The organism is Amphritea japonica ATCC BAA-1530 (assembly GCF_016592435.1).
Taxonomy (GTDB): Bacteria; Pseudomonadota; Gammaproteobacteria; order Pseudomonadales; family Balneatricaceae; genus Amphritea; species Amphritea japonica.
This window is the reverse complement of the sequence record NZ_AP014545.1, coordinates 1039145-1055331: the sequence shown is the minus strand read 5'-3', so window position 1 is coordinate 1055331 and position 16187 is coordinate 1039145. Positions and strand designations below refer to the sequence as shown.

Sequence of the window (16187 nt, the reverse complement as noted above, 5' to 3'; positions counted from 1 at the left end):
TATAGTGCTTACCGGATAATCTAAGACGCAAAAGCTATTGGCCGATGCGCGGCCACATGCAAAGAAACCTGGGAGCCCACTTCAAACATCAGTGGTTCAAAGATCTCTGATTCTATCTGACGTCCGGAAGGTAGTACCAACTGATACACGACAGAATTACCTAGAAACTCTTTCTGCTCTACCCTGGCCATTACTTCCCCTTGTTCCAGACCAGGCCGGATATCAACAGGGCGAATAAAGAGCGATAGCTGCTTACCCGGCTCCGCGCCAAACGGCTCGGCAAATTCAATTTTACCGAGTTCTGTCTGCACCGTTGTTTCACTCAAACACTCAGCATCGAACAACTCACCCTTACCAACAAAACCAGCAACCATTGGGTTTAATGGCTGATAATAAAGTTCTGTGGGCGTTCCCCACTGTTGTAATTGAGCATTGGCGAGGATGCCAAGCTTATCACTAATGGCAAAAGCTTCTTCCTGATCATGGGTGACCATAATCGCTGCAATTCCCTGATCCTTCAAAATAGAGCGAACTTCAAGCGCCAATTGACGGCGAAGATCAGTATCCAGATTAGAAAACGGCTCATCCATCAACAAGAGCTTGGGCTTAGGCGCCAGAGCACGCGCCAGCGCAACCCGTTGTTGCTGCCCACCAGAAAGCTCATGGGGATAACGAGACGATATATCTGGAAGCTCAACCAGCTTCAGCAAGCTTTGGACGGCTTGCTTTTTTTCTGTAGAGCTTCGCCCATTTAAACCAAAAGCAATATTGTCAAACACATTCAAATGAGGAAAAAGCGCATAGTCCTGAAACACAACACCGATACCCCGATGCTCAGGCGGCAGGGTGAAATTCAGATCAGAGATCACCTGTCCGTTCTGACTGATACTGCCAGACAGCAAAGGGTTAAACCCAGCTATAGCTCGTAATACAGTCGTCTTGCCACAACCACTCGGCCCTAACAGACAAGCAATTTCTCCCGCTTGCAGCTGGAAACTAAGCTGCCCGGTAATAACGGTCTCTCCATAACCACAACTAAGGGATTTAAGCTCTAAAAGAGGGGGAAGTTCCAACAAGGAAGTCATGGCTTAATGCATTCTCGACAATAAATGATAATGATTCTCGCTATAGTTTACTCATATATTCACAAGGGGTAAACGGAGATCCTCAGCAGTGCTGACTTTATACAGAACAGACATTAATAAAGCGGCGTTTCGATACCTAACATCGTTAGAACAGCCAATACAATTAACCATAAAAGCGCAGCGCGCCGAATCAACTTATTGAGAAAGACGATCTCTTCAGCAGCCAGATGTCTGAATTCCTCATCACCACAATCACTGCCTGATTGATATTGCCGAAAACTTTCTTCACCCACTGCAGCTAAAGCGATACGAAACAACCAATCACGTGCGTTCTCCTTACCCCCATCACTATTTTTAAGTTGAGCATAAGCGCTAACGCCGTTACCAACGATAAAGAAAGTAAACCCAAGCAGCCTGGCGGGAAGCCAGAGGACAATTTCAGCAAAGCTATCAGCCACTGACGGTGTTTGTCGCTGAGTCTGCCAGTTTGCCCATAAAGAGATAAATAGCCCCGGAATCCCTAACAACAGAAACCAGAATAAGGTTGAAAAGAATCCCGTTAATGAAAGGTAAAGGTGCTGCTGACATATTGCATAGTGCGCTTTCTGACAATCCGTTACTTCATCGGTGCGACTCAAGCCCATTAGCTCAGCAAGGTCTAACCAGGCAGCTTGAAAGTCCCCCCGACACCAGTGCTTATAGTACTTTCCAGTCAACTCACTAGGCGACCAACTTTCCAGGTACAAATATAACGCCAACAATTCAACACTCAAAACGACAATACCGAATTCCCAGCTAAAAAAGAGCAATAACAGAACTTCAAGCACAACCAGATAAAGCGCGAGCATCAGCCAATGAAGAACACTCTGAGGAATTGCCGCTTTAGCTAACTTACTAACCCGCTTAGGGCGCCGCTTAAACCGTCCCAGAATTACTATTAATAGTACTGCTAAAAACTTCACTCTGTTATCTCCCTGCTAAGCAGACGATTATAATAAACCCAATTGAACGCCATACCTGGATCTGTTTTTCGTTGTGGAGCAATATCTGAATGACCAGCAACGTCATCAGGACTGAGCTGCGGGTAATATCGAATAAGTGCAGCAGAAACCAGCGCTAGCTGCTGATACTGTTGTTCTGTATAAGGAATATTATCAGTTCCTTCCATCTCAATACCGATTGAAAAATCATTACAGTCAGCAACACTACGGTATTCAGAAGCACCGGCATGCCAGGCTCTCTGATCGAAACTAACAAACTGAACCAATGTTCCCTCGCGCTCGATTAACAGGTGCGCGGACACCTGCAGAGATTCAATCGTTGCAAAATAAGGATCGGCTTTGCTGTTGAGTCGATTGAGAAAAAAATCTTTAATATAGCCCCCACCAAATTTGGCCGGTGGAAGACTGATGTTATGAACGACCAGTAAACGCGGAGTCACATTCTCGGGACGAGAATTATAATTGGGCGACGGGCAATGTTCCCCCTCTGTTAACCAACCATTTTCTATTCGCAGGCTCTTTTTTAACAACGTCATTTTTCCTCAACCAACGACTACTTTACCCAGCAGGTTTCCGTTAAAATACCAGCCCATGGATGCCTTTGATATTACCATGGCTTTCACAACAGACAAGCTATCAACAAAGTGGCGTAACGCCTGATAGCAAGATCACCCGACTCAATACACTTTTACGGAGCCCCCATGGCCAATACCCAACTGCTCACCAATATACCAGCTACCGTTCAAACCGCGCTGACTGAGGATATTGGCGATGGGGATATTACTGCGCAACTGATTCCCGTTGAGCAGACAGCTAAAGCGCGGGTTATTAGTCGTCAAAACGCTGTAATTTGCGGTACTCAATGGGTCAATGAGGTATTTCATCAAGTAGATAAAAGCGTGAAAGTTAACTGGCTCGTACAGGACGGCGATAGAGTCATAGCAGACCAACCACTCTTTGAGCTTGAAGGCTCTGCCCGTTCACTATTAACCGGCGAACGCTGCGCGCTGAACTTTCTACAAACCCTATCGGCCACAGCTACTATCAGTTCACATTACGCCTCTTTAGTTGAAGGTACCGGCGTGAAACTATTGGATACCCGCAAAACTATTCCAGGCCTGCGTAATGCACAGAAATATGCAGTGAGCTGTGCAGGCTGTTTTAACCATAGAATTGGCCTCTACGACGCCTTTCTAATCAAAGAAAATCACATCATGGCCTGCGGCTCCATATCCAATGCCGTTGCTACAGCCAAACATAATGAACCAGGTAAGCCGGTAGAGGTGGAAGTTGAGTCTTTTGATGAGTTGATGCAAGCACTGGAGGCGGGCGCAGATATCATCATGCTCGATAACTTTGATCATGCAGGCCTTCGCCTCGCGGTCCAGAAGAACAAAGAACACCCTACGCCGGCCAAACTAGAAGCCTCAGGCGGTATCGATGAAAGTACGTTACGTAGCATTGCCGAAACCGGCGTTGACTATATCTCAATCGGCCTGCTGACTAAGGATTGCAAAGCCGTTGATCTATCGATGCGATTTATCTGACTATTGACTGGTATTCTGTCTTGCAGCAACCATAAAAAAACCGTCTGTTATGACGGTTTTTTATATTTATCAGACTTATTATTTCCAAATAGTAAACAATCAACCGTTTGACTTTGGATACCCAATCTGGGTAACAACTGCATAGTAATCCAGTTGACCTGTATCAAAAAGACTACATAAGCCAAAAAACTTATGGTGCAGCACGCCGACAATCTGCGGCACCGATCAGTGTCCACTCGTCACTTTTCTGTATTTGAAGGATATCGTACACTTCGACAACCGTCTTGTTTACATTATGCTTCCACAGAATACCGCAGATCTCTGTTGCACTGTCATTTCGTTTTTCACTCGCTTCACGAGGCATCATACCAATCGCCAGTACACCACCATCTGACCACCAAACCGGTGTAGCAGGATATTTGTCTGGCTGAGAGGCTAAGTCTGCTTCCACAACAGCACGCTTCTCCAGAGGTAATGGTTGTTCATACAAAAAATAAGTAACTGCAGCTGTAATGGCAACCATTAATATCAGAATAGTTTTTTTATTCATTCAGTACCGCACAATTTCTAGATAACTATTTTAAATTAAAACAAGAAAAAGCCCCGGATATACCGAGGCTTGGAAAGGTCAATAAGATATTATCGCGGGTTGCTACACAAACCCAACGCTGCACAGCCAGAGGTTGAAACAAGTGACCATACAACAGTACCTCCAGTGTAACCACCTTCTAGTTGATAGTCTGGATTTGTTGATTCAATGCCTTGAGAATTAGAGTCGATAAGAACAGTATTACCTGAACCAGCTCCTACTGTTACACCAGCAGAGTATCCACCAGTTACTGCAGCGGCACTCACAATTCCATTAGTTCCCGCAGCTCTGCAGCTTGAAGCAAATGTTGCAGCAGTAGTAGCTACCGTCTGTGCACAGACCTCAACTGATGTTTTTACACCGCCTGTTGCAGCAACAACTTCTGAAAATTTAGCTTTCTGTGTATAAGTCTGATATGCAGGCAACGCAATCGCTGCCAGAATACCGATGATCGCTACAACGATCATCAATTCAATTAGGGTAAAACCTTGTTGCTTCTTAATGGTGTTTTTCATTATTAACTCTCCAGCGAGTAAAGTATTCATCATCATCCTTGCTCCGAACGACCCTTTCCTTTGCCATACAGCTCTTCATCCATGCTCCATACGAGCCTGATATGATAATAACCTATTATTTATGACAGTCCAGTGACCTAAAGCAAGCGTCTGTTGATTCTCAAACCGACGCATAGATGTTACTTTACAAATAGATAATAATACAAGGCGGTTTAGGTTAAAGCGTTATAAACTTAAGCTTTTAAATATAACGCCGATAAACGCAGTTAAAATGGATTCTCTGACATTATGAGCGTACAACCCTTTCAGCCGCTCAGCGGCCTGGCAAGACGACTGGTTAACGATGGTGTGTTTTCATCGGATGTTGCGATGGACGCCCTCAAAACAGCCCGCAAAGACAATAAGCCTTTTATCGCCCATATTATTGAGAATCGATTGGTCAGCGCCTATCGTGCAGCCGCAGCCGCTGCTGATGAATTTGGCATGCCACTTCTTGATCTTGAAGTAATCGACATTGAAGCTCTGCCTCAAGGGTTGGTTGATGAGAAACTAATCACTAAGCACCACGCCCTGCCCTTAATTAAGCGTGAAAACCGGCTTTATGTTGCTATTTCAGACCCCACCAATATCCAGGCACTGGATGAATTTAAGTTCCATACCGGCACAACGACTGAAGGAGTTATCGTAGAGGAAGATAAGCTTTCCAACCTGATCGATACCTTCCTTGACGAGCAAAACTCAGCTTTAGACGGACTCGAGGATGCAGACCTTGATAATCTGGAGATTGATGAGGGGCTTACAGAACAGCAGGAGGACACCGGCGAAGAGGCTGCTAACGACGCTCCTATTGTTCGCTTTGTTAATAAGATACTTTTGGACGCGATTAAAACAGGCGCTTCAGATATCCACTTTGAGCCCTATGAAAAATCCTACCGTATCCGCTGTCGTATTGATGGCATCCTTCAAGAAGTCGCTAAGCCGCCATCTAACCTGGCCTCCAGGCTCTGTGCCCGGCTGAAAGTCATGTCACAAATGGACATATCTGAACGGCGTATCCCTCAGGATGGCCGTATTAAAATGAAAATATCAAAAAACCGCGCCATTGATTTTCGTGTGAACACCCTACCTACTCTCTGGGGCGAGAAAGTTGTACTACGTATTTTAGACCCAACAAGCGCACAGATGGGTATCGAAGCGCTTGGGTACGACGAAGACCAAAAAGAGTTGTTTATGCAGACTCTACATAAACCCCAGGGAATGATTCTGGTTACCGGACCTACTGGTAGCGGCAAGACCGTATCTCTCTATACCGGTTTGAATATCCTCAACACCGTTGAACGAAACATATCCACTGCAGAAGACCCCGTAGAGATCAACCTGGAAGGCATCAACCAGGTTCATGTAAATATTAAAGTAGGCCTGACATTTGCTGAGGCCCTTCGCTCATTCCTGCGCCAAGACCCCGATGTCGTCATGGTAGGTGAGATCCGGGATATTGAAACTGCTGAGATCGCAATTAAGGCTGCTCAAACTGGCCACATGGTTCTATCTACCCTGCATACCAACAGCGCAGCAGAAACTCTCACACGACTGCGCAATATGGGTGTTCCTGCCTTTAACATTGCCACATCTGTCTCTATGATTATTGCTCAACGTTTAGGAAGACGCCTTTGTAATGGTTGTAAAAAACCAGCCAGCATTCCAGAAACCACTCTATTAGAAGAGGGCTTTACCCCGGAACAGATAAAAGCAGGACTCAATATATTTGAACACAACCCAGAAGGCTGTAATAAATGTAATAAAGGCTATAAAGGCCGTGTAGGTGTCTACGAAACTATGTCTATGAGCCCTGAAATTGCACAGGTTATAATGGATAACGGGAGTTCACTGGACATTCTCAACACAGCGAAGCAACAAGGCTTCAGATCACTTCGGCTATCGGCCCTGAGGAAAGTAATTCAAGGGGTTACCAGTCTGGAAGAGATGAACCGGGTTATTAAGCTTTAATGGCCTTAGCATAGTTGTTAATACTTTAAACATTGTAGATAGTACGTATTCTAAACCTGTAAACGGAAATCAACCGGATGGCTAAGAAAGTAACAGATAAGGCACCTATCACCTTTAACTGGGAAGGCAAGGATAAAAGTGGTAATCCTAGTAAAGGCTCTATCAATGCCGATAATCTTGGCGAAGCTAAAGCCCTGTTGCGCAAACAGGGAGTTATGCCGAAAAAAGTCCGCAAACAGACTTATAGCATGTTCAGCAATCACAACAAACCGATAAAACCACTGGACGTTGCGCTGTTCACACGACAAACCGCCACCATGCTGAAATCTGGCGTCCCCCTATTACAAGGCTTCGATATTGTTGCTAACGGCATAGAAAAAGCCAAAATGAAAAAAGTTATTTATGACCTAAAATCCGACGTCAGCGGCGGTACCAGTTTTGCCAAAGCACTAGAACGGCACCCAAAGTGCTTTGATGATCTCTATTGTAATCTGGTAGATGCTGGTGAAAGCTCCGGTTCGCTTGAAACCATGTTAGACCGTATTGCATCTTACAAAGAGAAGATGGAAAAACTTAAGAAAAAAATAAAGAAAGCACTTACCTATCCAATTGCCGTTATCGTAGTCGGTTTAGTTGTTTCAGCAATACTGCTAATTAAAGTAGTACCACAATTCGAAAGTGTATTTTCCAGCTTCGGCGCAGACCTGCCAGCATTCACTTTATTTGTAGTCAGCCTGTCTAATATAGCCCAGGACTGGTGGTTTATCGCAATTATCGCAATCGCAGTATCTGGTTTTACAATATCTAAAGCGCATGAGAAATCACGAGGCTTCAGAGAGTGGGTAGATCGAAGCGTTCTCAAACTGCCCATTATTGGCCAGATACTTCACAACTCCGCCATTGCCCGTTTCGCCAGAACTCTGGCAACTACTTTTGCAGCTGGCGTTCCTTTAGTTGATGCTCTGGACTCTGCTGCAGGCGCTTCAGGAAATATTGTCTATGAAACAGCCATTCAGCAGATTAAGAATGGCGTATCGACTGGTCAGTCACTTCAAAACGCAGTTACTATGACCGGCCTGTTCCCACCGATGGCAACACAAATGATCGCTATCGGCGAAGAAGCGGGCTCGCTTGAGACCATGCTAGATAAAGTTGCTGGTTATTATGAAGATGAGGTTGATGATGCCGTCGACAACCTATCAACGTTAATCGAACCGTTAATCATGTCAATCCTGGGCATTTTGGTAGGCGGCCTGGTTATCGCGATGTACTTACCAATCTTCCAACTAGGTAATGTAGTTTAGCGAACGTTCAGAGTTTTATATTGAATATTTCATAAAAACTTTGACCGAAATTGACAGGAACATCCGACTTTATGCTGTTTGAACTTATTGCAGCCAATACATGGCTGTCAGTATCAGTGGCTTTTGGATTTGCTCTTCTGATTGGTAGCTTTCTCAATGTCGTTATCCACCGACTGCCGTTGATGATGGAGCATGAATGGCAGTTAATGGCAGCCGAAGCAGCCAATAACAATACAACTGATACGGGCACAACTGAGCACCCTAAAGAGCCTGCGACCGTATATAATTTAGCTCAGCCTGCCTCTACCTGCCCAACCTGTGGTCACCTGATACACTGGTATGAAAACATTCCTCTTATCAGCTACTTTCTGATACTGGGAGGAAAATGCAGTAGCTGCAAAACCCCAATATCACTGCGATATCCGCTGATTGAGCTGATAACAGCAGCGATATCTGCCGCTATCATCTACCTTTATGGCTTTAATCTCGTTGCCTTTAGCATTGTATTTTTTAGCTGGTGCCTGATCGCATTAACCGCTATTGATATAGATCATCAACTGCTACCCGACAAAATAACACTGCCACTGCTCTGGATTGGACTGATACTAAATAGTTTCGACTACTTCACCAGCCTGCCTTCGGCGCTCTGGGGTGCCGTATTGGGTTACCTTTCTCTTTGGTCTGTGTACTGGCTATTTAAGCTGATTACCGGAAAAGAAGGCATGGGCTATGGTGACTTCAAGCTATTAGCTGCATTAGGCGCATGGGCTGGCGCGGACATGCTGCCATTGATTATTCTTGCCTCTTCACTCATTGGCGCCGTAGTTGGCGGCTTGATGATAGCCTTCAGCCGTCATGAGTCTCAAACACCCATTCCTTTTGGGCCTTATCTGGCTGGAGCTGGCTGGATAGCGCTACTCTGGGGCCATGACCTGACTGATTGGTATCTTCAGCTATTAAATTTTTAACCAAAAATACGACTAATTATATTCAGAGACATTGATATGTTTGTAGCAGGCCTTACCGGCGGCATTGGAAGTGGAAAAACAGCCGTTTCTCAGCGTTTTGAGCTACTAGGCATATGCGTAGTTGATGCGGACATCGTTGCCCGGGAAGTCGTTCAGCCCGGAGAACCTGCGCTGGATAAAATCATTCAGCAGTTCGGGGAAAAAATTCTTCTTAATGATGGCAATCTAGATCGCACCGCACTTAGAAAAATCGTCTTTGACCAGCCTGAACAGCGAGACTGGCTGGAGCAGCTATTACACCCAATAATCAGAGAACGGATCTTACAACAACTTGAACAGGCTATCTCAGCCTATGCTATTCTGGCTTCTCCACTCTTACTGGAAACTGACCAGCACCTAATGGTAGATCATACCGTTGTTGTGGATGTCGATGAAGCAACTCAGATTAACCGAACCACAGTCAGAGATGACACCGATAGCACGCAAGTCAGGGCCATTATTGCCGCGCAGATGCCTCGCTTAGAACGTATAGAGCGTGCAGACAGCCTTATTGATAACAGTGGACCTGAAGCACTACTGCAACCAAAAGTAGAATCGTTACATCATAAGCTGATAGAACTGGCACAACAGAAACAGGAGTCTTAACTTGGCAAATCCTACCCAGACGAAAAAACCATTAGTTGCCTGCCCTAGTTGTAGCAAACAGTTAGAATGGAACACTGCGAATACTTTCCGGCCTTTCTGTAGCGAACGCTGTAAATTGATAGATCTCGGAGCCTGGGCTTCTGAGGAATATAAAGTTGCCGCGGAACCTAGCGTAGATGATTACAGCAGCAGCTTTGACGACCCGGAAAGCCAGGAATACCAGGACCGCCCCTTACACTAAACAATTGCATTAGAAATATAGATAAAACGGATTAACTGAAACCACGAATCCCAGCAACGCCTTGCCCACCAGCACACAGACTTCGCTCCAGATCTACAGAATCTACGCCACCTAAAGCATAAACGGGCAAAGCACAGTCACGCACTAATTCCGAAAATCGCTGCCATCCCAGTGGTTCAGCTGTGGGATGACTCAAGGTCTGCTGAACCGGCGACAGAGTTATATAATCAACACCGAGTTGTTCAGCATGGCGAATCTCTTTTTTACTATGGCAGGACGCACCCAACAAATCTCCGTGAAAGTCATTCCGATGCTGCAGTTGCATTAATCGAACTGAGCTAAGATGAATAGACTGAATACCTGCCTTGTTAGCCGACTCAACAGATCCATTCCATATCAACTGTAGATCTGGAAACTCTTTTGTAAGCGTCGAATAAAGTGTTAACTGATCCGATTCAGCGAGCTGCTTTACCCTCAACATAACCGCCATTGCATGATCACTTTGCTCGACCTTAGCCATAGCATTACGCACAAAAGATGCGTACTCATCAAGAGGTAACTCCGGGGAAATAGCGATAATCCTGGGGAGCAGTAACGCATCAACAATAGGTTTATTTGCTGCCGGAAACTGATAGTTAGGCAATTCGGTGAGACTGATCCATTTTAGAGGTTGGCCTTCCCTTCCATAAGCTTTACCAGCGAAGCGAGTCACCCGAAAGACGTCCAGTAGTACCGATTTTTCAGGATAGTGAAAAGGAACCTGTATCAGCGGCGTAGTCGCAGAGATATCAACCTCTATCCCCAACTCCTCATTTAGCTCTCTGGCCAACGCGCTGTAGACATCCTCACCTGCCTCGACCTTACCGCCAGGAAACTCCCATAAGCCGCCCTGATGTTGCGTTTCATCACGCAAAGCCAACAGCAATTTACCTGATTCGTTAAAGATTGCAGCGGCAGCAACATGAATTAACTCAGACACAAGAAAAATACCCTATCAGGAACGGTAATCCGCATTGATAGAAACATAATCCTTACTTAGATCAGTCGTCCACACCGTTTCCTGTTTATTCCCACGGTTAAGTATTATACGAATAGTAATATCTTCCCTACTCATCACTGCCTGCCCCGCTGACTCTGTATAACCTTGAGCACGGCCGCCGTTTTCAACAATACAGGTATCACCCAGCCAGATCTGTAATGCGTCTACGTCCAGGTTATCCACACCAGCATAGCCTACCGCGGCCAGAATTCGCCCCCAGTTAGGGTCACTGGCAAACAGTGCCGTCTTAACCAATGGTGAGTGAGCAACTGCGTACGCTGTTTTCAGTGCTTCAGCAGAGTTTGCTGCCTGTTCAACAGAGATCGTGACAAATTTAGTCGCGCCTTCACCGTCACGGACAATGGCCTGAGCCAATTCCAGCATCACTTTATCCAGAGCGTTACTAAACTCTTCAAACAGCTCAGAATCCGTCTCTGTCACCTCAACACCACTGGCACCAGTGGCTATTAACATGCAAGAGTCGTTTGTCGAGGTATCACCGTCAATTGTGACCCGATTAAAAGTCAGATCAGCTGAACGACTAAGCATCGACTGTAGCAGTTGCGCTTCGATCTTTGCATCAGTGGCCACATAAGCCAGCATAGTAGCCATATTTGGCTTAATCATACCGGCACCTTTAGAGATGCCAGTCAGTGTAATAAGCACACCCCGGTAATCGAACTGTAGTGAAAAAGCTTTAGGACGAGTATCCGTTGTTGTAATACCATTGGCAGCGTCCAGCCAACCATCTTCAGTCAGAGCATTAAAAGCAGCGGGAACAGCAGGCATAATGCGTTCAGTAGGCAACTTCTCACCGATCACACCTGTCGAATAAGGAAGCACTTGATCAAGAGCGACACCAGCATGCTCAGCAACTGATTGGCAGACATCCAGCGCATCCTGATAACCTTCTTTTCCGGTACCCGCATTCGCATTGCCGGTATTAACAACCAAGAATGAAGGCATCGCTTTCTTAAGGTGGGATTTACATATCTGAACCGGCGCGGCGCAAAACTGGTTTTGGGTAAATACACCTGCCGTTGTTGCGCCAGGAGCAATCTTCATCACGACCAGATCTTGTCGTCCTGGCGTTTTGACACCGGCAGAGGTTGTACCTAAACGAAAACCAGCAACCGGATGCAGCGTTGGAAGTGTGCCAGGACCTACAGCCATTACAAGCTCCTTAAATCATAAAAAAAGAAAGCAGCTTCGCTGCTTTCGGGGTTCTTATCAATACCAAGAAAAGGGTAAAACTATTCAACTTGCTCTATGAGATGCCGAAGCAGTGTCAGCCCAATTCCGATCATCACTGAACACCAATATCAGCTAAGTTTACCGTGGCACTGTTTATATTTTTTGCCTGAACCACAAGGGCAAGGATCATTACGTCCGACCTTCTTACCTTCTCTCACAAACGGCTCAGCGCCAGCGGCCTCGCCTTCAACATCAGACTCGTCACTTCCCATTGCTGACGATTCTTCATGTTTAAAGTCCATCTGCTGTTGCTCGGCCTGTTCCCGACGCTGCTGCTCCATCGCTTCAATCTCTTCAGGCTGGCGAACTGAAACATTACTAAGAATCTTCACCACATCCGTTTTGATATTTTCCAACAACTGCTCAAACAGAATAAAGGATTCACGCTTATACTCCTGCTTAGGGTTTTTCTGAGCATACCCTCGTAAATGAATACCCTGACGTAACATATCCATTGACTGGAGGTGCTCTTTCCACAAGGTGTCCAACACCTGAAGCATCACTTGCTTCTCAAACAGGCGCATATTTTCTTCACCAACAATGGCAGACTTAGCCTGATAATCTTCGACGATATCCCTCAGAATACGCTGACGCAGCGTTTCTTCATGAAGTGTATCGTCCTGATCAAGCCACTGTTGAACTGGCATCTCTATGCCAAACTCAGCTTCCAACTGTTTTTCAAGTCCTGGTACATCCCACTGTTCATCCAGACTCTGAGGCGCAATGTAGTCATTAATGACACCCTCAACCACTTCTGCACGCACCGCTTCGATAGTTTCAGAAATATCATTGGTTGCCATCAATTCATTACGCTGATCATATACCGCTCGACGCTGGTCATTCGCAACATCATCGTATTCAAGCAACTGCTTACGGATATCGTAGTTACGACCTTCCACTTTACGCTGCGCTTTCTCAATCGCATTAGAAACCATCTTATGTTCGATAGCTTCACCCTTTTCCATACCCAGAGCTTTCATAAACTGGCGCACCCGGTCCGATGCAAAAATCCGCATCAAATCATCTTCCAGCGACAGGAAGAAACGGGAAGAACCGTTATCGCCCTGACGACCAGCACGACCTCGCAGCTGGTTATCGATACGGCGGGATTCGTGCCGCTCTGTGCCGATAATATGCAGACCGCCTGCTTCAAGAACAGCATCATGACGCTTTTGCCACTCAGCTGTTGCTTCGGCAATTTGCTCTTCAGTTGGGTTATCCAGCTTTTCTAACTCGGATTCCAGCTTACCACCCAACACAATATCGGTGCCTCGACCGGCCATGTTTGTTGCGATAGTTACAGCACTGGCACGACCCGCTTCGGTGATAATACCCGCTTCTTTACCGTGATTCTTAGCGTTAAGTACGTTATGGGCGACATTTTTCTTCGTCAGAAAAGCAGAGATCAGCTCTGAAGATTCAACAGATGCAGTACCCACCAGTACCGGACGTTTTTCTTCAACACAGTGGAGAATCTCTTCCAAAACCGCTTCATACTTCTCCTCGATCGTGAGGAAAACAAGGTCGTTATAATCGATTCGGGCAACGGTAACGTTAGTAGGGATAACGATGACATCCAGACCATAGATCTGATTAAGCTCGAACGCTTCAGTATCTGCAGTTCCGGTCATACCAGACAACTTTTCGTACAAACGGAAATAATTCTGAAAAGTCGTTGATGCGAGAGTCTGGCTTTCCTGATTGATATGCAGGCCTTCTTTGGCTTCTACCGCCTGATGCAAACCTTCAGACCAACGACGCCCTGGCATAATTCGACCGGTATGCTCATCAACGATAACAACGGCGCCGTCCTGAACAATATAGTCCACATCGCGCTGAAATAGGTTATGTGCCCGCAGAGCAGCCAATACATGATGAAGCAGACTCAAATTCTGCGGCGCATAGAGGCTTTCACCCTCACCCAAAATCCCCTCTTTACTCAACATCTCTTCAATACGCTGATGACCCCGTTCCGTCATTTCAACAGAGCGGTTCTTTTCATCTACGGTGAAATCACCTTCAATTTCTTCTTCGCTCTTGGGATCAATTTCACCATCGTATTTTTCTAACACAGGGATCAGGGTATTCATCTTGCGATACAGCTCTGAACTGTCTTCCGCTGCACCCGAAATAATTAACGGTGTACGTGCTTCATCGATCAGGATGGAATCCACCTCATCCACAACCGAGAAGAAGAAATCGCGCTGGACTTTATCCTCTACACTGAACGCCATATTATCGCGCAGATAGTCAAAGCCAAACTCATTATTCGTGCCGTAAGTAATATCTGACTGATAAGCGGCCCGCTTGGTTTCCGGATCCTGCCCTGACAGAACCACACCCACACTCAGCCCCAGAAATTCATACAAAGGGCGCATCCATTCAGCATCCCGGCTTGCCAGATAATCGTTAACGGTGACTACATGAACACCGCGGCCCGCCAATGCGTTCAGATAGACTGGCAGGGTCGCCACCAGCGTTTTACCCTCACCAGTGCGCATCTCTGCAACTTTTCCCTGATGAAGCGTCAAACCACCTATCATCTGCACATCAAAGTGACGCATACCCATCACCCGACGAGAAGCTTCACGAACGACAGCAAAGGCTTCAGGCAAAATCTTTTCGAGACTATCACCCTGCTCTAAGTGAAGTTTAAAATCAGCTGTCTTCGCTTGCAGGTCTGCATCAGACAGTTGTTCCAGTTCACTTTCATAGCTATTGATCTGTTTAACGACCTTACCCATCTGTTTGAGTACGCGATCGTTTTTACTACCGAAAACCTTCTTTAACATCGAAGTGAACATAATCTGATTATTTACCTGTTAGATTCGGCGGGCTGAGGCCGGTTAAACTGTTAAATTAACACAACATTCTACATCTATTGGGGCACCAAATTGAATCTCAATAGGGATATTTTTTTAGTGGGTATAAATAGGCAGAAAAAACACAAAAAAGCCGGACTGGATAGTCCGGCTATTTGAAAATGAGTCTAATCAACCGACAACGACAGGTTGAAGATATGAAATAGGCACCGACTGTTCCTGGCCATCAAAGGTAACCACCTCCCAGGCATCTTCTGTTTCCAGTAACTTACGTAGTAACAGATTATTCAGATAGTGGCCTGATTTAAAACCATGAAACTCACCAATCAGGCTTTTACCTAATAGATATAGATCACCTACAGCGTCCAACACTTTGTGTTTAACAAACTCATCATCGTACCGTAGACCATCTTCATTAAGAATACGATAGTCATCCACTACGATGGCGTTATCCATGCTGCCACCGAGAGCCAGATTCTGTGCACGCAGATATTCAATATCTCGCATAAAGCCAAAGGTACGAGCGCGACTGACTTCTTTAACAAACGAAGTACTGGAAAAATCTAAACTCGCTTCCATATTACGATCAGCGAAAGCAGGGTGATCAAACTCGATTGTAAAACCAACCTTGAACCCGTTAAACGGCTTAAAGGTCGCCACTTTATCTTCGATCTGAACCGTTACTTCCTTGGTAATTCGAATAAATTCTTTCGGACTATCCTGTTCCTGAATACCCGCAGACTGTATCAGGAAGACAAAAGGAGCCGCGCTGCCATCCATGATTGGCACTTCTTCAGCGCTCAACTCAACATAGGCATTATCAATACCAAGGCCCGCCATTGCTGAAAGCAAATGTTCAACGGTGGAGATCCGCACATCACCCTTCTGCAGATTTGTCGACATTGTGGTATCACCCACATTTTTAGCACAAGCTTGAATATCAACTGTCGGTTCCAGATCGACTCGACGGAAAACAATGCCCGTATCTACCGGCGCAGGTTTCAGCGTCAGATAAACTTTCTGACCCGTATGAAGCCCGACTCCAGTTGCTTTGATGCTGTTCCGTAAAGTACGTTGTCCGATCATATTTCCTGCCAAGGTTTTTTTTGTGCCGTATTAACCCGCCATACTAACAAATTACACTCTATTTCAGCAATAACTGATTAGTGT

The 16187-nt window shown here is 45.7% G+C and carries 15 protein-coding genes; 6 read left to right on the top strand and 9 right to left on the bottom strand.

All coding sequences use genetic code 11. The features are described 5' to 3' along the window. Positions 1 to 20 precede the first annotated feature (20 nt). The 3 genes from AMJAP_RS04840 to ampD form a co-directional block, all read right to left on the bottom strand. Positions 21 to 1085 (bottom strand): ABC transporter ATP-binding protein, encoded by a 1065-nt coding sequence (locus tag AMJAP_RS04840; protein ID WP_019621944.1) that lies wholly within the window; start codon positions 1083 to 1085, stop codon positions 21 to 23. A 113-nt stretch (positions 1086 to 1198) separates the two neighbouring features. Further along, the gene (locus AMJAP_RS04835; protein WP_019621943.1) at positions 1199 to 2047 is read right to left on the bottom strand and encodes a hypothetical protein; all 849 of its coding nucleotides are present in this window, start codon (positions 2045 to 2047) and stop codon (positions 1199 to 1201) included. Continuing rightward, entirely contained in the window at positions 2044 to 2622 is a 579-nt protein-coding gene (gene ampD, locus AMJAP_RS04830; RefSeq protein ID WP_019621942.1) for a 1,6-anhydro-N-acetylmuramyl-L-alanine amidase AmpD, read from the bottom strand. Before ampD ends, AMJAP_RS04835 begins: the two co-directional genes overlap by 4 nt. Before the next feature lie 165 nt (positions 2623 to 2787). Here ampD and nadC point away from each other — a divergent pair, with 165 nt between their 5' ends. Further along, positions 2788 to 3633, top strand: coding sequence for a carboxylating nicotinate-nucleotide diphosphorylase (nadC, locus tag AMJAP_RS04825; protein ID WP_019621941.1), 846 nt, complete (start codon positions 2788 to 2790; stop codon positions 3631 to 3633). 190 nt (positions 3634 to 3823) lie between these two features. Here nadC and AMJAP_RS04820 read toward each other — a convergent pair whose 3' ends face one another. Further along, the gene (locus AMJAP_RS04820; RefSeq protein WP_019621940.1) at positions 3824 to 4183 is read right to left on the bottom strand and encodes a hypothetical protein; all 360 of its coding nucleotides are present in this window, start codon (positions 4181 to 4183) and stop codon (positions 3824 to 3826) included. Positions 4184 to 4272: 89 nt separating this feature from the next. Continuing rightward, positions 4273 to 4773 carry a pilin gene (locus AMJAP_RS17820; protein WP_019621939.1) on the bottom strand — a complete coding sequence of 167 codons (501 nt, stop codon included), beginning with the start codon at positions 4771 to 4773 and terminating at the stop codon, positions 4273 to 4275. Positions 4774 to 5025: 252 nt separating this feature from the next. On the opposite strand from AMJAP_RS17820, the gene pilB reads away from it, so the two are divergent. The 5 genes from pilB to yacG all read left to right on the top strand — a co-directional run bounded on the left by pilB (position 5026) and on the right by yacG (position 9902). After that, positions 5026 to 6744 (top strand): type IV-A pilus assembly ATPase PilB, encoded by a 1719-nt coding sequence (pilB, locus tag AMJAP_RS04810; protein ID WP_019621938.1) that lies wholly within the window; start codon positions 5026 to 5028, stop codon positions 6742 to 6744. 77 nt (positions 6745 to 6821) lie between these two features. Further along, positions 6822 to 8048 (top strand): type II secretion system F family protein, encoded by a 1227-nt coding sequence (locus AMJAP_RS04805; RefSeq protein ID WP_019621937.1) that lies wholly within the window; start codon positions 6822 to 6824, stop codon positions 8046 to 8048. A 71-nt stretch (positions 8049 to 8119) separates the two neighbouring features. After that, positions 8120 to 9016 (top strand): prepilin peptidase, encoded by an 897-nt coding sequence (locus tag AMJAP_RS04800; RefSeq protein WP_019621936.1) that lies wholly within the window; start codon positions 8120 to 8122, stop codon positions 9014 to 9016. Positions 9017 to 9052: 36 nt separating this feature from the next. Further along, positions 9053 to 9661, top strand: a complete 609-nt coding sequence (gene coaE / locus AMJAP_RS04795; RefSeq protein ID WP_019621935.1) for a dephospho-CoA kinase — start codon at positions 9053 to 9055, stop codon at positions 9659 to 9661. A 1-nt stretch (position 9662) separates the two neighbouring features. Then, complete coding sequence (gene yacG, locus AMJAP_RS04790) at positions 9663 to 9902, top strand: DNA gyrase inhibitor YacG (RefSeq protein ID WP_019621934.1); 240 nt, start codon at positions 9663 to 9665, stop codon at positions 9900 to 9902. 31 nt (positions 9903 to 9933) lie between these two features. Here yacG and AMJAP_RS04785 read toward each other — a convergent pair whose 3' ends face one another. The 4 genes from AMJAP_RS04785 to lpxC all read right to left on the bottom strand — a co-directional run bounded on the left by AMJAP_RS04785 (position 9934) and on the right by lpxC (position 16103). Next, positions 9934 to 10881 carry a Nudix family hydrolase gene (locus tag AMJAP_RS04785; protein WP_019621933.1) on the bottom strand — a complete coding sequence of 316 codons (948 nt, stop codon included), beginning with the start codon at positions 10879 to 10881 and terminating at the stop codon, positions 9934 to 9936. 15 nt (positions 10882 to 10896) lie between these two features. Continuing rightward, the gene (argJ, locus tag AMJAP_RS04780; RefSeq protein ID WP_019621932.1) at positions 10897 to 12114 is read right to left on the bottom strand and encodes a bifunctional glutamate N-acetyltransferase/amino-acid acetyltransferase ArgJ; all 1218 of its coding nucleotides are present in this window, start codon (positions 12112 to 12114) and stop codon (positions 10897 to 10899) included. Positions 12115 to 12263: 149 nt separating this feature from the next. Continuing rightward, positions 12264 to 14999: a preprotein translocase subunit SecA gene (gene secA, locus AMJAP_RS04775; RefSeq protein ID WP_026340136.1), complete on the bottom strand. Its 2736-nt coding sequence runs from the start codon at positions 14997 to 14999 to the stop codon at positions 12264 to 12266. 189 nt (positions 15000 to 15188) lie between these two features. Next, the gene (gene lpxC / locus AMJAP_RS04770) at positions 15189 to 16103 is read right to left on the bottom strand and encodes a UDP-3-O-acyl-N-acetylglucosamine deacetylase (RefSeq protein WP_019621930.1); all 915 of its coding nucleotides are present in this window, start codon (positions 16101 to 16103) and stop codon (positions 15189 to 15191) included. Positions 16104 to 16187 lie beyond the last annotated feature (84 nt).